At 70.1% G+C, this 17718-nt stretch carries 20 protein-coding genes and 1 pseudogene; 7 read left to right on the top strand and 14 right to left on the bottom strand.

Translation table 11 applies throughout. The features are described from left to right. Positions 1-144 precede the first annotated feature (144 nt). The 5 genes from ACFU95_RS20445 to ACFU95_RS20425 all read right to left on the bottom strand — a co-directional run bounded on the left by ACFU95_RS20445 (position 145) and on the right by ACFU95_RS20425 (position 3398). Complete coding sequence (locus ACFU95_RS20445) at positions 145-663, bottom strand: YcxB family protein (protein WP_383829229.1); 519 nt, start codon at positions 661-663, stop codon at positions 145-147. A 37-nt stretch (positions 664-700) separates the two neighbouring features. Continuing rightward, on the bottom strand, positions 701-1534 hold the full coding sequence (locus ACFU95_RS20440) for an isoprenyl transferase (protein WP_383829225.1): 834 nt from the start codon (positions 1532-1534) through the stop codon (positions 701-703). Between the two features lie 16 nt (positions 1535-1550). Next, positions 1551-2297, bottom strand: a complete 747-nt coding sequence (gene recO, locus ACFU95_RS20435; protein WP_383829222.1) for a DNA repair protein RecO — start codon at positions 2295-2297, stop codon at positions 1551-1553. Between the two features lie 234 nt (positions 2298-2531). Beyond that, positions 2532-3152 (bottom strand): DUF1266 domain-containing protein, encoded by a 621-nt coding sequence (locus ACFU95_RS20430; protein WP_383829219.1) that lies wholly within the window; start codon positions 3150-3152, stop codon positions 2532-2534. Positions 3153-3182: 30 nt separating this feature from the next. Next, on the bottom strand, positions 3183-3398 hold the full coding sequence (locus ACFU95_RS20425) for a hypothetical protein (RefSeq protein ID WP_370257663.1): 216 nt from the start codon (positions 3396-3398) through the stop codon (positions 3183-3185). A 317-nt stretch (positions 3399-3715) separates the two neighbouring features. Here ACFU95_RS20425 and ACFU95_RS20420 point away from each other — a divergent pair, with 317 nt between their 5' ends. Both ACFU95_RS20420 and ACFU95_RS20415 read left to right on the top strand, forming a co-directional pair. After that, positions 3716-4546: a helix-turn-helix domain-containing protein gene (locus ACFU95_RS20420; RefSeq protein WP_383829215.1), complete on the top strand. Its 831-nt coding sequence runs from the start codon at positions 3716-3718 to the stop codon at positions 4544-4546. Further along, positions 4528-4737, top strand: a complete 210-nt coding sequence (locus ACFU95_RS20415; RefSeq protein WP_383829212.1) for a DUF397 domain-containing protein — start codon at positions 4528-4530, stop codon at positions 4735-4737. The genes ACFU95_RS20420 and ACFU95_RS20415 overlap by 19 nt, the downstream gene beginning before the upstream one ends. On the opposite strand, the gene ACFU95_RS20410 is transcribed toward ACFU95_RS20415, so the two are convergent. The 6 genes from ACFU95_RS20410 to ACFU95_RS20385 are packed head-to-tail and all read right to left on the bottom strand — an operon-like array spanning position 4723 to position 11322. Continuing rightward, a complete protein-coding gene (locus ACFU95_RS20410; protein WP_383829209.1) occupies positions 4723-5730 on the bottom strand; it encodes a hypothetical protein in 1008 nt (335 codons plus the stop codon). The genes ACFU95_RS20415 and ACFU95_RS20410 overlap by 15 nt on opposite strands. 40 nt (positions 5731-5770) lie before the next feature. Continuing rightward, positions 5771-6742: an SCO2521 family protein gene (locus ACFU95_RS20405; RefSeq protein WP_383829206.1), complete on the bottom strand. Its 972-nt coding sequence runs from the start codon at positions 6740-6742 to the stop codon at positions 5771-5773. 1 nt (position 6743) lies between these two features. After that, complete coding sequence (locus ACFU95_RS20400; RefSeq protein WP_383829203.1) at positions 6744-7724, bottom strand: SCO2522 family protein; 981 nt, start codon at positions 7722-7724, stop codon at positions 6744-6746. Further along, positions 7721-8638: an SCO2523 family variant P-loop protein gene (locus tag ACFU95_RS20395; RefSeq protein WP_383829423.1), complete on the bottom strand. Its 918-nt coding sequence runs from the start codon at positions 8636-8638 to the stop codon at positions 7721-7723. Before ACFU95_RS20395 ends, ACFU95_RS20400 begins: the two co-directional genes overlap by 4 nt. Before the next feature lie 5 nt (positions 8639-8643). Then, positions 8644-10494: an SCO2524 family protein gene (locus ACFU95_RS20390; RefSeq protein WP_383829200.1), complete on the bottom strand. Its 1851-nt coding sequence runs from the start codon at positions 10492-10494 to the stop codon at positions 8644-8646. A 45-nt stretch (positions 10495-10539) separates the two neighbouring features. Beyond that, the gene (locus ACFU95_RS20385) at positions 10540-11322 is read right to left on the bottom strand and encodes an SCO2525 family SAM-dependent methyltransferase (RefSeq protein WP_383829197.1); all 783 of its coding nucleotides are present in this window, start codon (positions 11320-11322) and stop codon (positions 10540-10542) included. 90 nt (positions 11323-11412) lie between these two features. Here ACFU95_RS20385 and ACFU95_RS20380 point away from each other — a divergent pair, with 90 nt between their 5' ends. Continuing rightward, positions 11413-11856, top strand: coding sequence for a GNAT family N-acetyltransferase (locus ACFU95_RS20380; RefSeq protein WP_383829194.1), 444 nt, complete (start codon positions 11413-11415; stop codon positions 11854-11856). A 77-nt stretch (positions 11857-11933) separates the two neighbouring features. Continuing rightward, on the top strand, positions 11934-13415 hold the full coding sequence (locus ACFU95_RS20375) for an alpha/beta hydrolase (RefSeq protein ID WP_383829191.1): 1482 nt from the start codon (positions 11934-11936) through the stop codon (positions 13413-13415). Positions 13416-13512: 97 nt separating this feature from the next. On the opposite strand, the gene ACFU95_RS20370 is transcribed toward ACFU95_RS20375, so the two are convergent. Next, positions 13513-13947 carry a VOC family protein gene (locus ACFU95_RS20370; protein ID WP_383829188.1) on the bottom strand — a complete coding sequence of 145 codons (435 nt, stop codon included), beginning with the start codon at positions 13945-13947 and terminating at the stop codon, positions 13513-13515. A 30-nt stretch (positions 13948-13977) separates the two neighbouring features. Then, positions 13978-15135 carry an abortive phage infection protein gene (locus tag ACFU95_RS20365; protein WP_383829420.1) on the bottom strand — a complete coding sequence of 386 codons (1158 nt, stop codon included), beginning with the start codon at positions 15133-15135 and terminating at the stop codon, positions 13978-13980. Positions 15136-15305: 170 nt separating this feature from the next. On the opposite strand from ACFU95_RS20365, the pseudogene ACFU95_RS20360 reads away from it, so the two are divergent. Further along, a pseudogene (locus tag ACFU95_RS20360) lies at positions 15306-15548 on the top strand (class A beta-lactamase); the annotation flags it as partial. 59 nt (positions 15549-15607) lie between these two features. On the opposite strand, the gene ACFU95_RS20355 reads toward ACFU95_RS20360, so the two are convergent. Further along, entirely contained in the window at positions 15608-16057 is a 450-nt protein-coding gene (locus ACFU95_RS20355) for a protein-tyrosine phosphatase family protein (RefSeq protein WP_383829185.1), read from the bottom strand. An 81-nt stretch (positions 16058-16138) separates the two neighbouring features. Between ACFU95_RS20355 and ACFU95_RS20350 the strand changes: the two genes are divergently transcribed. After that, the gene (locus ACFU95_RS20350; RefSeq protein WP_383829182.1) at positions 16139-16663 is read left to right on the top strand and encodes a SigE family RNA polymerase sigma factor; all 525 of its coding nucleotides are present in this window, start codon (positions 16139-16141) and stop codon (positions 16661-16663) included. Continuing rightward, the gene (locus tag ACFU95_RS20345) at positions 16660-17583 is read left to right on the top strand and encodes a hypothetical protein (protein WP_383829179.1); all 924 of its coding nucleotides are present in this window, start codon (positions 16660-16662) and stop codon (positions 17581-17583) included. Before ACFU95_RS20350 ends, ACFU95_RS20345 begins: the two co-directional genes overlap by 4 nt. Positions 17584-17718 lie beyond the last annotated feature (135 nt).

Below are 17718 nucleotides of genomic sequence, written 5' to 3'. Positions count from 1 at the left end.
GCCCCTACCCGTCCCATCCTTCTGGGGCTCCGCCCCGGACCCCGCTCCTCAAACGCCGGAGAGGCTGAGTACTTCAGCCCGTTGGGGGCGCAGCCCCCAGGGGCGGGACGGGTAGGGGCGGCGGGGGCGAATTCAGCTGGGTTGTTACACGCGGGGCAGGTGGTGGCCCAGCAGCGCGCGCAAGCGGTCCACGTCGGCCGGACCCGCGGCGCCCCGCTTGGGCAGGACCTCCACGAGCAGGACGTTCGGGTCCCGGCTGAGAAGGACCAGGTGATCGCGGGTCTCCCGGTACCCCCGGAACACCGACCAACGCTGGACCAGCGTCACATGATCGGTGACGGTCGTGACCCCCGTGTCACTGACGGTCGTGCGGTACCCGCCCTGCCAGGAGACCGTGCGCAGCCCGTGATGCGCCTGCAGATGCGGGATCCCCCAGATCATGGCGGCGCACAGCAGGGTGACTACCGCCGAGAACGGCCAGCCCGACACCGCCTGCGACACGGTGAGCAACACGAACAGTGCGACCAGAGCCCAGCGCACAAGGTTCAGTCGACGTATGCGCTCCCGCACGAGGACAGCCTTGAGAAAATCTTCCCGCGCAGGCTGGTAGGCCAGCTCGACGGCGTCCTCGCCCGACATGATGTCCCGCCCCTGGTGATCCATGGGCGGAACCCTAGCGCCCCGCCCACCCCACCGACCCTCAGTCCTGCCTGCCCTCCATGGCCAGCAGCTCCTCGTTCGGGATGGCCCCGCCGAACCGCCGGTCACGGGACGCGAACTCCACACACGCCCGCCACAGGTCACGCCGGTCGAAGTCCGGCCACAGCACGTCCTGGAAGACCATCTCGGCGTAGGCGCTCTGCCAGAGAAGGTAGTTGGAGGTGCGCTGCTCACCGCTCGGGCGCAGGAACAGGTCCACGTCCGGCATGTCCGGGTAGTACATGTACTTCGCGAAGGTCTTCTCATTCACCTTCGACGGGTCCAGCCGCCCGGCCTTCACGTCCTCCGCGAGGGCCTGCGCCGCGTCCGCGATCTCGGCCCGCCCGCCGTAGTTCATGCAGAAGTACAGCGTCAGCTTGTCGTTGTCCTTGGTCTGCTCCTGGGCGATCTGGAGCTCCTTGGCTACGGACTTCCACAGCTTGGGCATCCGGCCGACCCACCGCACCCGGATCCCCAGCTCGTCGAGCTGGTCACGGGTCTTGCGGATGAAGTCGCGGTTGAAGTTCATGAGGAAGCGCACCTCGTCCGGTGACCGCTTCCAGTTCTCGGTGGAGAAGGCGTACAGGGAGATCGCCCCCACGCCCATCTCGACCGCGCCCTGAAGGACGTCGAGCACGCGCTCGGCACCGACCTTGTGCCCCTCGGTGCGCGGCAGTCCCCGCTCCTTCGCCCAGCGGCCGTTGCCGTCCATGACGATCGCCACGTGCTTCGGGATCAGCTCGCCCGGAAGCTTCGGGGCGCGGGCGCCGGACGGGTGCGGCTCCGGCGTCCTGTACTCGCGTCGCCGGCGCCCCAGGAACCCAGTCACGGCCATGTGCTTGTCGTCTCCCTTACTTTTCCACGTACCGAAGCGAGCGCAGCCCGCGCTCCATGTGCCAGTGCAGATAGGCGGACACCAGCCCGCTGCCCTCCCGGACGTGCCGCGCCTCGCAGGCGTCGGCCGTCTCCCAGTCTCCCGTAAGCAGCGCGCCCAGCAGTTCGAGCGTCTGCGGCGACGGTACGACGCTACCGGGCACGCGGCAGTCGACACAGACCGAGCCCCCGGAGGACACCGAGAAGAAGCGGTTCGGACCGGGCATTCCGCACTTCGCGCAGTCGCTGAAGCTGGGGGCGTAGCCGTTGACTGCGAGCGACCGCAGCAGGAAGGCGTCGAGAACGAGGTGCGGGGCGTGCTCGCCACGGGAGAGCGTCCGCAGGGCCCCGACGAGCAGCAGATACTGCTGCACGGCCGGCTCGCCCTCATGATCGGTGAACCGCTCGGCGGTCTCCAGCATGGCCGTCCCGGCGGTGTACCGCGTGTAGTCGCTGACGATCCCGCCGCCGTACGGAGCGATGGTCTCGCTCTGCGTGCACAGCGGCAGCCCGCGCCCGATCAGCTCGCTCCCCCGCGCGAAGAACTGCACGTCGACGTGGGAGAACGGCTCGAGCCGCGCCCCGAACTTCGACTTGGTCCGCCGCACCCCCCGAGCCACGGCCCGCACCCGCCCGTGCCCCCGCGTGAGCAGCGTGATGATCCGGTCGGCTTCGCCGAGTTTCTGGGTGCGCAGGACCACACCGTCATCCCGGAACAGACTCATCGCACACCCCCGCAGGCCTTCGGCCGGGGGTCCGGGGGTTGCCCCCCGGGAAGACACAGCATGATCCGGTCGGCCTCACCGAGTTTCTGGGTGCGCAGGACCACACCGTCATCCCGGAACAGACTCATCGCACACCCCCGCGCTCGCCCGGCCGCTGGGTGTACAGCACGATGCCGTCGTCGCGGAACCGGAAGCGGAACAGGGTCATGGGTTCATTCTCGCGTACGCCCGCAGTCACCGGGTGCGGTCGGGGTGGCTGATGGTGTTCCAGGGGGCCAGGTTCCAGGGGCTGGAACGATTCGCCGGGTCCAGCAGCGCGCGCAGATGCGCGTCGGCGGTCCCCTGTGGGGCCGGGAGGCCGGTGTCCGTCGTGCCCTTCAGCCCGTCCCGCCACACCTGGCGACCGAGCAGGTAGTGAGCGGCGTACTCCTGCCAGGAGCCGTACGTCCCCACGACCGCCGGCACGATGTTCTTCAGCGCGGTCCAGGCGTCGGACTCGCCGATCATCCCGCAGGCGAAGCCACGACGGGCGATGTCGACATACAGCGCGGCGTCCCAGGCGAGCGGCGAGACCCCGGTGACCCGGTACGCCCGCGCCCGGTACCCGCTGCGGGACAGTCCGTCGAGCCGGCCGACCAACTGCTCACGCGTGGTGATCTCCCACTGCTCGGTCAACCAGCGCCGAGCCCCTTCGTCGTCGATCCGCGTGAACGGGTACAGCGTGGTCCGCGAGGCGCCCCGGTCCCGGCTCACCGGCGCGCTCAGCGACACCATCCACAGCTGGTGCGTGGTGAGCGGCACGGGGTAGCGACGGGCGGCTTTCGGCCCCCTCTTCCTCCATCTCCACAAACCCATGCCGCCGCACCCTACGGGGCCGCCCCTAGGTCAAGGAACCTCACCCCGACTCCGTGCGTTCGCGTACGCGGTCGCGGCGCGCAGCCGCTCGGCCGGGCTTGCCGTGCGTACGATGCCCGGCTCGGCGTCCCATTCCTTGCCGCCGCCGTATGGTCTGAGTTGGACGTACGGCCCCTCGTGACCCATGACGATGCCGATTCTTCCGTTGCGTGTATCGACCACGTACGACCCGATCGGCGGCTTCATCGCAGTACCGCCGCGAGGCGCTGCGCGGTCTCGACGGAACATCGGCCCAATTCCACGAGCGGGCAAGGGGCTTCACGCGCAAGACTCGCCGGGTCGATCCGGAGTGTCGGAAGCGTAATTCCTGCCTTCTCCAGGACCGCCCGCAATTCCTTCACTGCTTCCTCCGCTTCTTCGACGCAGCGCGCCGAGTGTCGTGCCGTCACGTGACTCCCCTCCTCTTTGGGTTTCACTCATTCCATCTCCATCCTGACCTGCGACGCCTACACTCGGCAGGAGTCTGTGCCCTACAAGTGCCGGGAAGTGCAAGGGGGTTGGCCATGGCCAATGGTTCGCGGCAAGCGGCGTGGGAGTTCTTCGGTGCGGAACTGAAGCGACGGCGGGAGGATGCCGGGATCACTCAGGTGGAGTTGGGGTCCCGGGTATTTGTCTCCGGCGGATACATCGGCCAGTTCGAACAGGCGATCCGAAAACCACAATTGGACGTCGCTCGGCGGATTGACGAGGCGCTGCAAACCGACGGTATTTTCGAGCGGATGTGGCGACGGCTCATCAATGACAAGCGGTACGCCGATTACTTCGCCGAGGTGGCGGAGCTGGAGCGGCTGGCGACGAAGATCTGCGACTGGGAGCCCTCCGTCGTTCCCGGACTCCTCCAGACCCCGGCCTACACGACGGCGCTCGTGGTGGCGACGAACCCCTTCGTCACGGACCGGCTCATCGAAGAGCGCGTCACGGCCCGCGGCGAGCGGTGCGCGATCCTCAAGGACGCTACAAGGCCGGAGTATTGGGCGATCGTGCACGAAGCGGTGCTTCGTGTGCCGGTGGGCGGGCCGGAGGTCGCGGCTGAGGCGCTGGAGCACATGGCGGCGCTGGCCCGTGAGCGCAAGGTGCTGTTGCAGGTGCTGCCGTTTTCAGCGGGTGCGCCCGCGAACAACGGGTCGCTGCGGCTGATGCAGTTCGACGACGCACCCCCAACGGCCTATACAGAGACGTCGTTTTCGGGGAGCCTCCTGGACGAACCGGCGGTGGTGAAGCGCGCGAGCCGAGCTTACGATCTGCTCAGGGGTGCCGCGCTGTCGCCGGAGGCGTCCCTGGCCCTGATCGAGTCGGCAGCTGAGGACTTCAGACGATGCACACGTACGACCTGAGCGGCGCTCGCTGGCGCAAGAGCACCTACAGCAACGGCGACGGCGGCAACTGCGTCGAGGTAGCCGACGGAGTCCCCGGCACCGTCCCCGTCCGGGACAGCAAACTCGCCTCGGACAGCCCCGTACTCCTCATCTCCGTCTCCGCCTGGGCGGAGTTCGTCAGCCAGGCCCGATCCTCAGTCCGCGGGTAGTTCCGGGGGCTCCTCCACCCGGGCGTCCCAGAGCAGTTCGAACCGCTCCATGCGGCGGGTGAGGATCTCCTCACGGTCGTCCAGCTTGGCGTTGGGGTAGAGCTGCTCCACATCGGTGGTCATCTCGAAGCGGAGCTCTCCGTCGAAGATGACGAACTCGGGCGTCGGACCCACTCTCCGTATGTGGGGCGGCAGCTCGGACAGGGCCACCACCCCGGCCTGGATGTCGTTGCTGCGCTGGTCTCTGAGGATCACCTTCAGCTTCGCGTTGACTTCCGGGTTCTGGAAGTGCTGGGCGATGAACAGGCGCCTGACCTTGACGCCGTGTTCCCGGATCACGTCGCGCTGCACGCCCAGGTAGTGCTGCGCGGTCGCGGTCTCCCAGAAGGCCAGGTCGACGAAGGTGCTGGTGGTGTCGATGCTCTGGCGGGCGCACTTGGTGAGGGCGATGAGCGTGTCGTTGTTCTCCCCCTCCCAGTCGGCGGTCCCCGAGGCCAGCTCGGTCATCGTCTTGGCCAGCCGCGTGATCTCGGCCTGGGCGAACCTCTGCATGAAACCCTGGCCGTGTGATCCCACCTGCGCGGCGCTCCTGACCAGCCGCAGCACCTCGTCCTCGGGCATCCTTGAGTCCGTCAGCCTGCTGAACAGGGACGTCACGACCCCGACCCGCCGAAACCCCTGGTCCACCAGCTCCGTCATCTCACGGTGGTGGGTGTTCAGGTTCTCCCGCAGGTCATGCCCGGTGCTCCGCTGGCTCCTCTCCACCGAGCCCAGGCGGTCCTCGAAGTCGACCATGTACTGGACGATCAGCGCGGCACCGCCGATGACGACGGCGAGGGCGAGTTGCCACAGTTCCTCGTCGGACTGGTCGATCAGGTTGGTGATCACATAGGTGACCGTCCCCACGGCCAGTGTGACCAGGATCTTCAGCACGACCGGGGGTATGTGCAGTCCGCGCGTCGCCGGCCCGGGGGTTCCCGGCTCTCCGTCCATGCCTGCCTCTTCTTCCACCGGAGTCGTTGGAGCTACTGGGTCAGCGCGGGGAGAGCGCCTTGTGCGACAGCGAAACCGCCTGGAGCGCGAGTCGGTCCCGGATGCGTCGGCCCAGGTTCTCCCACTGTCGGGAGAAGCCCGGATTCTCTTCCAGCACGTCCCACAGGTGACCCAGCGCGGGGTCCACGTGCGCCCGCGGCATCCACAGATGCAGCAGGTGAACCACGACCGGATGCAGCGCCTCGACGACCGAAGGTCCGTCCGCCGCACCGAGGCGACTGTTGTCCAGCATGTGCTGAACGGTCGTCAGAAGCCAGTCGTGCAGGGCGAGATCCTCACTGAGGCCGGCGGCGGCCGCGGCCGGGACGTCCGCGGGCAGCGTCAGCTCCATGGTCCGCAGGCCGCCCTCGGCCACCGTGAAGTTCACCAGGCAGGCCCGCCCGCTGCCGGGTTCGCGGCGCGCGACCCAACGGAGTTTCGTGGGGCTGGACTTGAAGGGCACCCTGCGGTCCAGGAGCGGGTGGCGGCGCAGCTGGGCCAGCAGGCCCTCGGCGATCATCCCGAGGTCGAGTTCGCCGCGCCCCGCACCGCGTGACACGCCCTCCGCGACGGCCTGCCGGGGCAGTTTGCCGAGCGGCTCGACCAGACCCGGTCGTACGAGGTACTGACCCCAGGGGCGCCGCGCGTCGGGCCCGGCGGCCGGGAGGCTGAAGTACGCCGTCGACTGAAGCAGACGGCCCTCGGTCAACGCCCCGCGAGCGGCCACCGTGCCCACGGCTCGCACCTTGGCGCCGTTGGCGGCCGGCAGAGCGCAGTCCACCCCGGTCAGCACCTCGGGCGAGAGGGCGTACATGGTGGGCCGTTCCGAGACCCGGACCAGTTCGTCGGCGCGCAGCCTGAGCAGCTGGGCGGCGGCCCGGCCGTCCAACGCCTGCAAGGACGGCAGCAGACAGGTGCGCACCTCACCGCAGACCAGGACCGAACCCGTCGGTGGACCGGAGGGCGAGGGCATCTCAGGTCTCCTCAGCCGTGGAGGAGCCGCCGGGCTCCTCGTAGAAGACGTAGGTGGCGCGCTGCGCGACCGCCGCCGGCACCGGCACCCCCTCGGCGGCGGACCGCTCGGCCACCTGGCGCAGGGCCCCGGCGTCGACGTCGATCTGGTCGAGGACGAGCCGTACGGCGTCCTCGACGGCGAGGAAGCGGTTCGGCATGAGGGTGCAGGTGCGGTACGCGCTGAAGGCCGCCTTGGTGTCGGTGAGCCTGGTCAGCGGCGGCAGCCGGTCCCAGTCGTGCGGGAAGTCACCGCCGGCCCAGGGGGTCGGGACGAGCACGGGCTCACCCAGGTGCCGTAGCAGCCCCAGCCGGGCCAGTTGCCATACGGCGGCCAGGAACGGGCAGGACCACAGGCGCCGTCCGTCCTTCTCCGACCACAGCTCCACGTCCATGAACACCGAGTGGTTGCGGGCAGCGGTCTCCTGAGGGGGCTCCCAGCCCTTGATCTCGCCCAGGGCGCTGCGGCGCGTCGAGGGCGTGCGCTGGCCGTTGGCGAGCCAGCCGGTGTGGCTGACGGACGGACGGGAGCCGTGGCTGCCCGGCGGCGGGGACTCGACCAGGCGGTGCGTGACGGACTCGGCGAGTTCGATGCGGTCGGCGACCGCGCAGGCCGACTCCCGGGCGAGGTAGTCGATGACGAGGCCGGCCCGCTCGGCCTCCTTCAGCACCATCGGGATCAGCTCGGCCGGGGTGGAGAAGCGGGTGAAGTAGTCGTCGATCAGGAAGCAGGTGCTGACGCGCGGCCGCTTGCTGCGGCGGGCGGCCGAGGCGCGCACCGCGTCCGCCCAGACCCGCACCTCGGCGAAGTGTTCGCCCAGCCGTTCGGGCCCCGCCTCGAAGTCCTCCATGTAGAGGTGGCCCAGCTCCACGGAGAGATGGGCGAGCGGCACGGACTGGGTACGCGTCTGCGCGGTGGACTCCCGGAACACGGCCTCGGTCACGCCTGCTCCCAGTACTTGTCGTCGGTCAGGCGGCCGGCCAGCTGCCCGAGGGCCAGCCAGGTCTCCTGGTTGGCGATCTGGCTGTCGAGCACGTCCTCGTCGGTGATGAGCTGCTCACGCCACTGAAGGACGGGTTCGAGCGGAACCGAGCCGAGGACCTGGCTGTAGCCGATGCCGTGGGTGGAGGCGAGCTGCCTGAGGTCGCCGTCGGTCTTGCGCATCCACGCCGACTGGGTGGGCGAGACCTGCGACCACAGCGGTGACTCGGGGTCCGGTACGGCGGCCCGTACGAAGCGGATGGCGCCGCGCAGCGCCTCCTCGTCATGGCCGCGCGCGACACCGCCCGCGATGATGCCCCGGTTGCCGAAGGCGAGGCTCGCCGCGGCGGCCACGTGTTTGCGGGTCCAGCGGTGGAAGACCAGCCAGCGGGCCGTGACCTCACGCATCTCGGGCTGTGCGGTGGCCTCCAGGGCCATGTCGACGGCGTAGGAGCGGCCGGCGCTGAGGTCGACGACGACCAGGTCGAACTCGTGGTCCAGCGTCATCAGCAGGTCGACACAGCGGCGCAGGTTGTCGTCGCTGGTCGCGAACTCGCCGCCGCTCGGGTCGCCGGGCATCAGGAAGAGACGGCCCGAGCCGGGCGGGGGGAAGCGCAGCACACGGTGCTCGGTCTCGGCCCAGACGTCGATCCGGGCCGGTTCGCCGACCTGGCCCGCCAGATAGGCGTGCAGATCGCGCCCCGCGGTGTCCTGGACGGTGTCGGCCACCTCGAAGAGGGCCGCCGCGGTGGGTGAGCCGAAGTCGAAGTCCAGGTAGCAGACGTCGTCCCCGGCCAGCGCCCGGTGGTAGGCGAGGTTGGCGCTGGTGACCGTCCGGCCCGCGCCTCCCTTGTCGGAGGCCGCGAAGATCAGCACCGTGATCACACCCCCCGGTCCGCGGCCTCGCGCGCCCGGGCGAGCGAGTCGAGCTGCCCCAGCACGTCGAGCGCCAACGCGTAGGCCGTGCCCGGCTGTACCTCGACGAGACCGCGGGCGCGACGCAACTTGACCTCCATGTTCCTGAGCTGCATCCCGTGCCGGCCGGCGTCCGTGGGCATGGGCTCCATCTGCTCGTTGCCCAGGAGGTGGGCGGATTCGCTGAGCAACGCCCTTGCCAGCTCGGTCAGTTCACGATGGCGGATCGGCGGCTGCCGGTACATCGCGTCGGCCTGGACCATCACCTCGGTGACACGCTCGGTGATGCTCCATGACACCGGCACCCTGCGCTTGCGGATCTCCGCTTCGGGATAGGCGTGCTGGACGCTGTCCCACAGGCCGACGCCCTCACCGTCGCGGATGCGGCGGCGCCACATGTGGTCGAAGACGTCCTCGGCGAGTCTGAGCAACCCGTCGTGCGAGGCGAGGTTGCGCGACAGCGTGCACAACTGGATGGTCCGTTTCAGCAGCTGCGCCGAGAAGTCGTTCATGGACCATTGCAGGGCCGGACCGATCCGCTCGCTGCCCTGCAACGGCAGGGTGACGCCTGCGGTGTGCAGCTCGTGGACCATCGGGTCGTCGCGCGTCATCCGGCTGGTGATGCGGCCTCGCTCGGCGAGGCGCTCCATCACGCCGACGGTGCGGGTCAGGTCGTCGTCGGTGGCCCGGCGCCGCATCAGGTCGTGCACGAGGATGGCGGCGACGGAGAGGGAGAAGTACTCGGACTCCAGCTTCTGTCCCGTCGTACGCCAGGGAATGTCCTCCAGGGGCCAGCGGTCGGCGTCGAAGCGGGCGATGCCGGACCAGTACTGCTGGGTGAGCTCCCACCGCAGCCGGAGCGCCTCGGCGAGCCTCTGCTGTTCGGTGTTGAGCAGGCCGAGGGTGAGGGTGCGGTCGGAGAACAGGTCCTGGATGCCGTCGAGGGCGACGACGGTGAAGTAGAGATGCGGCATCGGGTCGGCGATGCCCTCGGGCTGCGGCCCGACGGGTTCGGTGGTCTCGATCTCGGGGGCGTCCTGCACCAGGCTCCACGCCCAGCCGCACTCGAAGAGCTGGTTCTCGTCCTTGAGGCTCTCCTCGACGTCGATACCGAGGTGGATGCTCTCGATGAGCGCCGCGCGCAGGGCACGGAAGCGCTGCTGGAACTTGCTCAGCACCTGCCGCTGCGACAGCCGTCCCTGGCCGAGGAGTTCGCAGAGCGCACGGCCCTGGGAGGCGTCGGGGTCGAAGGCGTTGACGACGAAGGAGCGCAGCAGGCTCACCATGGCGGCGGTGAGCCGGGTGCTGGTGGCCTGGCGCAGCTCGGCGACCGCCTCCTTGATGTCGCTGCGCCGGGTCTTGGTCTCGTAGACCTTGAGGAAGCCGAGGGTGGCGAGGCACAGGGTGATCGACATGGAGAAGGAGTCGACGACGCCCACCTGGCGTTGCTCCTCGGTGGCCTCCTCGGCCTTGTCCCGGGTGCCGAAGTAGTAACCCCCGGCGAAGGTCGGCCTCTTGTCGTCGCCGGTGTGCATGCGCATGAACTCGGCCACGGCCGTGACGAGGTGGGCCGGGATGTCCAGCCGGCTGCCGGCCTTCCTCAGGGCTTGCTGGACGTCCTCCTGCGTGGTGTCCGGGTCGTCCAGCCGGAAGGCGGGGATCTCGGTGGTCGGGTACAGCAGGCAGAGCAGCCGCTCGGCGTCGGCGACGCTGCTCTGCCCGCCCCATTCGCCCCAGTCCCATTCCCCGCCGGGGAAGGAGTGGCGGGCCACTGCCTGCCATATGTCCAGCAGATGCCGGCGTGGCTTGATCTGCATCTCGGCCCCCCACAGATCACATCGCGTCGCCCGGTCGGAGAATCTCTAATTACCCCTGGCTCGGAAGCCGCAAGCCACGATCATGGACGTATAACCGTCGCGCACCGCGTTGGGCTGCCCGACAGTGAAGATTTTCAGCCGTTGCCGCTCGGCGTGGACCTCGATGGCGGACCGGATCTCCGGCTCGCCGACATCGCAGGCCGGAAAGTGTGTGTCGCCGACGAAGTATCCCTCGGAGTGTTCCATGAACGCGGCCGCGAACGGCGCACCCGGCGTGAGGGCCAGCAGGAAGCACTCGACGGCCTGCCAGAACTCCTCGTGGCTGGTGGAGAGGGATTCGGCGACGAAGAACATGGTTCCGAGCGACCAGTTCTCCCGTCGGCCGCTCAAGGCGAAGAGATCGCCGTTCTCGACCTCTGTGACCTCCTTGAACCTGTCCCTCGGGTCACCCTGAAGCGCGGCGTACGCCTCGTCCGTGCAGAACAGGTCCCAGAACGCGTCCCAGACCTGGTCGTATCCCCCCTGCTGCCTCTCGAGGTACTCGACGTTCTGCTCTGCCCGGTCGAGCAGCGTGATCTCGTCACACCACGGCAACATGGAAAAGGCCGGATAAAGATTGGCTCCGGCCCCGACATCGATACCCCGTACCGGGCGATTCGGATGGGCGCGGAAATGATCACCGAAGTGGGCGCGGACGATCGAAATGATCTCCCGGTCCTCTTGGATCACTTTCCTGTAGTTGTGATCGACGTAGGCCGTTGGGTTGAAATCTTCCCAAGGGGCTTCCGCGTTGAGCTGCGACAGGTTCCCGGGTGATCCCAGATGCATTGCCCAAAGGTACCAAGATCGGAGACGCCGGACTTGAACTCACGTACCCCAACAGGCAATTCTGGACGAATGCCCGCTCTTCATGACACTATGAGCATCCGGTCGGCCCACGAAGGCGATCTGCCCGAAATCCTCGACCTGGACCGGAAGGCCTTCCCGGACGACCCGTACCCCTACTTCGTCCTCCGCCAGTACTTCGACGGGTACAGCGACCGCATCCTCGTCCTCGACGACGGAAAGCACCTGCACGGCTACGTCCTCTTCGTCACCACCTCGGACGGCTCCGTGTGCTGGGTCCTGAGCCTGGCCATCAGCACGGAACGGCGGGGCCGGGGACTGGGAAGGCGGCTGATGCTGGAGGTGATGCGGCAGTCGCGCCAGGAGCGAGTCCATGAGGTCCGGCTGACCGTGGAGCCGGCGAACACGGCAGCGATCATGCTGTACGAGTCGCTGGGACTCTCCGCCGAGGATGGTGTGCGCAGGGACTACTTCGGCCCCGGCGAGGACCGGCTCCTCATGTCGCTCAAGCTGTGAGCGGTGGGGTAATCCCCCCTCCAAGAAGGCTGCTACCCGGATGTGACGCCCCGTCAACCTCGGTCAGGCTGCTGCACATGAAGCAGATCACGAAGAGCGCCGCCCTGATCGCCGCCGCCTCCGCAGTCGTCTTCGGGCTCGTCACCCCGCTCACCGCGTCCGCCACCGGCACGCCCGCGCCATTGAAGTGGACCAAGTGCGAGGGCGAGGGGCTCGATCCGCGCCAGCGGTGCGCGACCGTGTCCGTGCCGATGGACTACTCCGACCCCGGCGGCGAGAAGATCGACATCGCCGTCTCCCGTATCCCCGGCGAGAAGCCGTCCGCCCGCCGCGGGGCCCTGCTGCTGATCGCGGGCGGGCCCGGCGGGGACAGTCTGGGCGACCCTTCGGGCAAGGGGCAGAAGCTGCCGCAGGAGGTACGGGACGCCTACGACCTGATCGGGTTCGCGCCGCGGGGCAACGCCCCCTCGACCTCGCTGAGTTGCGACGTCGGTCATGAGGACCTCGCGCGCACCAGCCTGCGCCCCTGGCCGGCCCCGGACGGCTCCGTCACCGAGAACATGGCCACCGCCCGGCGTATCTCGCAGGCCTGTGCCCGCAACGGCGGTGAGCTGATCAAGCACATCAGCACCAAGAACAACGCCCGCGACATCGACCGCATCCGGGCCGCGCTCGGCGAGCGCAAGCTGTCCGCCTGGGGCGTCTCGTACGGCACCTATGTCGGCGCCGCCTACGGCGAGCTGTTCCCGCACCGCACCGACCGCGTCGTGCTGGACAGCAACGACCACGCCGACCCGGTGCTGGCGGAGCGCGCCTGGCTCCAGGCGTACGAGGTGGGCGTCGAGGACAACTTCCCCGAGTTCGCCAAGTGGGCGTCGGCGCCCGGCAACCCGGACCGGGTCGCCGACACCCCGGCCGAGGTGCGCCCGCTCTTCCTCCGCCTCGCCGCCCGTCTGGACCGCGAGCCGCTCCCCTGGCCCGGCGCCAACCCGGCGGAGCTGAGCGGCAACATGCTGCGCCAGGCCATGCTGGACAGCTTCTACGACCCCGACGACTACCCGACCCTGGCCAAGCTGATGCTGGCCGCGCTGCAGGGCACGGTGCCGCCCGCGCCGCCGGCCCCGCCGGAGTCGCTGATGCAGAACTACCTCGCGGTCGGCGCCGGCACCATCTGCAACGACGGCGCCTGGCCGAAGTCGGCCGCCGTGTACGAGAAGGGCGTCGCCGAGAGCCGGGCGAAGTACCCCCTGACCGCCGGCATGCCGAGGAACGCGATGCTGTGCGCCGCCTGGCCGTGGGAGCCCGCGGAGGCACCGCTGCGGGTGACGGACCGCGGTCCGTCGAACACCCTGCTCGTCCAGAACGAACGGGACGTGGCGACCCCGCTGAGCGGCGCCCTGAAGCTGCGCGAGACCCTCGGCAGGCGGGCCGTCATGGTCACCGTGAACGCCACCGGCCATGACTCCTACCTGGACAACGGCAACGCGTGCGGCGACGCGGCCGTGTCCCGCTTCCTGGCGACGGGACAGCGCCCGGCCGGTGACCTCTACTGCGAGTGACGGAACCCGGCGCCGACGCACCGTCCGGCCGGCCGCGAAGCCGGTGGCCGCCCGTGCTCCGAGGACACGGATCGTCTCCGGGCGCCGCCAGGGCGGGTCAGCGCTCGGTGAGGGGCGTCGGGGACTCCTGGATCGTCCAGCCGTTCCCGTCGGGGTCGTGGAAGAAGAGGAAGGCGTTCCAGGGCTCCTCGCCCCGGCCCTCCGACCAGCCGGACGGGTTCACGTGCAGGATCGGGGTCACCTCGACCCCGCGTCCCAGCAGCTCCGCCCGTGCCGCCCCGATGTCGGTGACGCAGAGCTGGAGGCCCTGCTGTGAGCCAGGGGCCATCCGAGGGCCGGCCGGTGAGTCCGGGAGGCCGGACTCCAGCACGACGGAGCAGCGGGAGCCGGGCGGGGTGAGCTGGACGAAGCGGGCGCCGTCGAAGAACGGCGCGTCGATCTCGGCGCGGAATCCGCACTGGTCCCGGTAGAAGGTCTTGGCCCGGTCCAGGTCGGTGACCGGTACGCCGATCACCTCAAGGGTCCATTCCATGCGCGCACCTCCTCGGCCATGGTCTCCCCGTCAGGCGGCCCGTGCCCGTCGGCCGTACCGGCGGGCCACCGCGTGGAAGGCCTCCTTCGGCTCCCAGTGCCAGCCGGAGGCCGGGTCGTCGGGACGGTCCTTGATCGGCTTGGTGATGCCGTAGCTCGCCAGGTCGAGGTCGTAGCGCGGGTTGTCGGGGCGGTGCGGGGCGTCCGCGGTGACGAACTCGAAGGCCATCGCCGCGTACAGGCCCATCGACTCGAAGACGTCCAGCAGATCACCCAGGTAGGCGGCCTGTGTGCGCTCACTGCGCACCGGGTCGCCCTTGATCTCGTTCGGCTCCTTGGTGTAGTCGACGATGTCCCAGCCCATGCCACCCGCCTCGGGAGCGCCGACGTACGCGCACGTGCCGAACTCGGTGATGGCCAGGGGCTTGCCCCAGCGCAGGTAGCGGTTCAACTCCCTTACGTATGGGGATCGTTGGGGGAAGTACGAGTAGTAGTCGATGCCGATGACGTCGAAGAGGTTCCAGTCGACCGGCTCGAACGCCTCGTCCTGGGCGGCGGCGTAGCTGAGGCGGCCGTGGAAGACGGAGCGGGCGGTCGCCGCCGCCTTCGCGGTGAAGCGGGCCAGGCGGCGGCGCATCCGCGCCATGTCGATCGTGCCGTTCTGGAGGTTCTCGATCCGGTCCAGGACGGTCTCGCCGGGGATGATCCCCGGGACGAACAGCCAGAACTCGCAGCCCACGCTGAAGTCGACGCTCGCGCCCTGCCGCCGCAGCCGCTCCGCGAACCGGCCGCACTCGGCGATGCTGTCCAGGATCTCCCGCTCGGGCACGTCCCCGACGGTCGGCTGGAGCCAGACGTGCAGCCCTCGTTCGGCGGCCTCTGCGGCCGTGGCGGTGAGGCGCTCGACGCCGTCGCCGGTGACGTCGAGGGTGTCGGCGTGCAGGTCGTCGCGGATGACCCGGACGTCCTCGCGCATCCGGGCGGCGCTCCACGCGGTGCCCGGCGTCTCGCCCGCCCCGACGGTGTAGACGACGCCCCGGCGCTTCAGCCCCTTGCCGTCGACGCCCCCGCACTCCGGCGCTCGCGCGGTCGCCGCGGCCTGTCCGGCGGGCACCACCGCCCCGGCCAGCCCGACGGCCGCCGCGCCCGCCAGAAACCCCGCCCTGCTGATCCCCTTGGCCTTCTCCATACGGTCCATACGGCCACTGTGGCGAGCGCGGGCCTCCACCGCCGTCGGCCGATGGTCTACGGCACCGCGACCAAGGGATGAGACGCGGCGTCGATCGCTGAAGAGATCGTCGCCCCCCGTCAGACCAAATAGGCGCGAATCCAAGCGCCCTGCTGACCACAGGCACCGCCACCGCCGACCGGTTGCGCCCCGGCATGACCGTGGCGGAACTCGCCGACGCGGCCAACCGCTGGGAGACGGAGCTCAACTCGGCCGAGCCGTGGCGTGTCACGGACACCACGACGCCGCGCGCGATCGGCCGGACGTACGCCCGCCTGGTCCTCGGCGACGCCCTGAACCGCCCCGACCGCGACCTCCTCGCCGACAAGACGGGCGGCGGCTCCTACGGCACGAACAGCGACGCGGCCGGAGCAGGACGCGGCGCCGGGCCACGCCCTGATCGTCGAGACGGCCGAGCTGCCGGCTCAAGCGCTCATCTGAAGCTCCGCACGTACCTCCGCTGCCACGGCGTCTCCACGGCGTGCCGGTCGTAGTCGCGCCGTACGAAGTCCACGGCGTCCTCGGGCGGCACGCCGTCCAGCACCGCCAGGCACGCCAGCGCGGTCCCCGTACGCCCACGGCCGCCGCCGCACGCGATCTCGACGCGTTCGTCGGCGGCCCGCTCCCATGCCTCGACGAGGGCGGCGCGGGCGGCCGCGCGGTCGGCGGGCAGACGGAAGTCGGGCCAGCGGATCCAGTGGGAGGCCCAGGGGACCTCCGGGGGCGGCTTGCCGAGGAGGTAGACGCCGTACGACGGGGTCCGCGCCTCCGGTGCGAGAGGGCGGCGCAGGCCACGGCCCCGGACCAGCCGCCCGGAGGGCAGCTTGAGGACCCCGGGGTCGCTCTCGTTCCAACGCTTCGGGCTCTCCTTGTCCATCTCCATCGCCCCATTCGAAACGAGTCGCTCCGCTCGGGCAACCGATTCCCCCGCATCGGAGGTCTGGAGGGCGAGGGAGGGTGCTTGATGCAGGCCGAACAAGAGGCCCAGTTCCAGGAATTCGTCAGGGCGCGATGGTCCCACCTGGTCCGGACCGCGTATCTCCTCACGGGCGACGCGCATCATGCCGAGGACCTGACGCAGACGGCGCTGGCGAAGGCGTACCGCTCCTGGCGGCGCGTGTCGCGGGCCGACCATCCGGAGGCGTACGTCCGCCGGATGCTGGTCAGCTGCAACAGCGACCGGTTCCGCAAGCGGCGGGTCGCCGAGTCGCTGACGGCGGCGCCGCCGGAGGTGCCGGGGCGCGACCAGGGCTACGCGGACGTGGACGAGCGCGGTGCGCTGCTCGACGCCCTGGCCCGACTGCCGCCCAAACAGCGGGCGGTGGTCGTCATGCGCTACTGGGAGGACCTGTCCGAGTCGGAGGTCGCCGAGGTGCTCGGCTGCTCCACGGGCACGGTCAAGAGCCAGGCGTCGAAAGGGCTGGCGAAATTGCGTGCGTATCCGGGCCTGGCCCGGGTGACGTCGTCCGTGCGGGGAGGCAGCAGGTGAACGACGACGAGCAGCGACAGGGAGCGGAGAGCGAGCGGGACTTCGAGGAGCAGCTGCGGGATCTGCTCGCCGATACCGCGCACACGTTCCGGCCGTCGTCCGCGCCGTATCCGGCGATCCGGCGCCGGGGCGTGTTCGAGCGTCGGCGCCGGGTGGCCGCGACGGGGGCGGTGCTGGTGACGTTGGCGGCGATGCCGGTCGGGGCGTACGCGCTGGGCGTCGACCGGTCGGGCGCGGACACGGCGACCGCCCCGGGCCCGTCCGTCAGCGCGCCCCGGACACCGGCCCCGGCGCCCAGCGGTCCCGCCCGGCCCGCCACACCGGGCCAGCTCCTCGACGGGATCACCTTCGCGCAGGCCACGGACGGCCTGGAGAAGTGCCTGGCCTTCCGCGACACCGCCCCGCAGAGCGACGGCCGGTCCGGCCAGGGCGCCGCCGACGCCTACCGGATCATCCTGGCGATGCGCAGCACCGGCGACTCCAACGCGACCGGCGACGGCATGTTCGTCGTCGCGGCGGAGCGGACCGATCCGAAGGAGGCCGCGCTGATCTGCCGGATCGTGGACGGCGAGGCCGTGGGGCTCTCGGGGGCCGGCGCCGGCGATCCGTCGGACCCGAGCCCGGTGTTCGCCGACCTGAACGGCGGCAAGCTCTACCAGCAGTCCGTCCTGGACCGGGGCAACTGGAAACTCCCGTTCCGCTGGGGCCTCGTCGGCACGGTCAGGGCGTCCGTGACCAAGGTGACCGTCTCCTACGGGGACAGCAGCGCCGAGGCGGCCCTCGACCACGGCTGGTTCGTGGCGTCCGGCGTGCTGCACCAGCAGGTCACGCTCGCACCGCGGATCAAGGGCTACGACGCCGACGGCGAGTTGGTCTACGACTCGGACGAGGACCAGTACTACGCGAAGACGCTTCCGTAGCTCCGGTCCGCGGTATCGGTCCGCGGCAGCGGAGGGGGGGGGGGGGGGAAAAAAAGAGGAGGAACCCCCCCCCCCCCTCCCCCCCCCCCCCCCCCCCCCCCCCCCCCCCCCCCCCCCTCCCCCCCCCCCCCCCCG

The sequence above is a fragment of the Streptomyces sp. NPDC057623 genome (assembly GCF_042800355.1).
Taxonomy (GTDB): Bacteria; Actinomycetota; Actinomycetes; order Streptomycetales; family Streptomycetaceae; genus Streptomyces.
The sequence above is the reverse complement of the archived record's forward strand: the minus strand, read 5'-3'. Positions and strand labels throughout refer to the sequence as shown.

Bases quoted from the DNA above. Each gene is read 5' to 3' on its own strand.
- ACFU95_RS20445 (WP_383829229.1), bottom strand. From the start codon at position 663: ATGGATCACCAGGGGCGGGACATCATGTCGGGCGAGGACGCCGTCGAG.
- ACFU95_RS20440 (WP_383829225.1), bottom strand. From the start codon at position 1,534: ATGGCCGTGACTGGGTTCCTGGGGCGCCGGCGACGCGAGTACAGGACG.
- recO (WP_383829222.1), bottom strand. From the start codon at position 2,297: ATGAGTCTGTTCCGGGATGACGGTGTGGTCCTGCGCACCCAGAAACTC.
- ACFU95_RS20430 (WP_383829219.1), bottom strand. From the start codon at position 3,152: ATGGGTTTGTGGAGATGGAGGAAGAGGGGGCCGAAAGCCGCCCGTCGC.
- ACFU95_RS20425 (WP_370257663.1), bottom strand. From the start codon at position 3,398: ATGAAGCCGCCGATCGGGTCGTACGTGGTCGATACACGCAACGGAAGA.
- ACFU95_RS20420 (WP_383829215.1), top strand. From the start codon at position 3,716: ATGGCCAATGGTTCGCGGCAAGCGGCGTGGGAGTTCTTCGGTGCGGAA.
- ACFU95_RS20415 (WP_383829212.1), top strand. From the start codon at position 4,528: ATGCACACGTACGACCTGAGCGGCGCTCGCTGGCGCAAGAGCACCTAC.
- ACFU95_RS20410 (WP_383829209.1), bottom strand. From the start codon at position 5,730: ATGGACGGAGAGCCGGGAACCCCCGGGCCGGCGACGCGCGGACTGCAC.
- ACFU95_RS20405 (WP_383829206.1), bottom strand. From the start codon at position 6,742: ATGCCCTCGCCCTCCGGTCCACCGACGGGTTCGGTCCTGGTCTGCGGT.
- ACFU95_RS20390 (WP_383829200.1), bottom strand. From the start codon at position 10,494: ATGCAGATCAAGCCACGCCGGCATCTGCTGGACATATGGCAGGCAGTG.
- ACFU95_RS20385 (WP_383829197.1), bottom strand. From the start codon at position 11,322: ATGCATCTGGGATCACCCGGGAACCTGTCGCAGCTCAACGCGGAAGCC.
- ACFU95_RS20380 (WP_383829194.1), top strand. From the start codon at position 11,413: ATGAGCATCCGGTCGGCCCACGAAGGCGATCTGCCCGAAATCCTCGAC.
- ACFU95_RS20375 (WP_383829191.1), top strand. From the start codon at position 11,934: ATGAAGCAGATCACGAAGAGCGCCGCCCTGATCGCCGCCGCCTCCGCA.
- ACFU95_RS20370 (WP_383829188.1), bottom strand. From the start codon at position 13,947: ATGGAATGGACCCTTGAGGTGATCGGCGTACCGGTCACCGACCTGGAC.
- ACFU95_RS20365 (WP_383829420.1), bottom strand. From the start codon at position 15,135: ATGGAGAAGGCCAAGGGGATCAGCAGGGCGGGGTTTCTGGCGGGCGCG.
- ACFU95_RS20355 (WP_383829185.1), bottom strand. From the start codon at position 16,057: ATGGAGATGGACAAGGAGAGCCCGAAGCGTTGGAACGAGAGCGACCCC.
- ACFU95_RS20350 (WP_383829182.1), top strand. From the start codon at position 16,139: ATGCAGGCCGAACAAGAGGCCCAGTTCCAGGAATTCGTCAGGGCGCGA.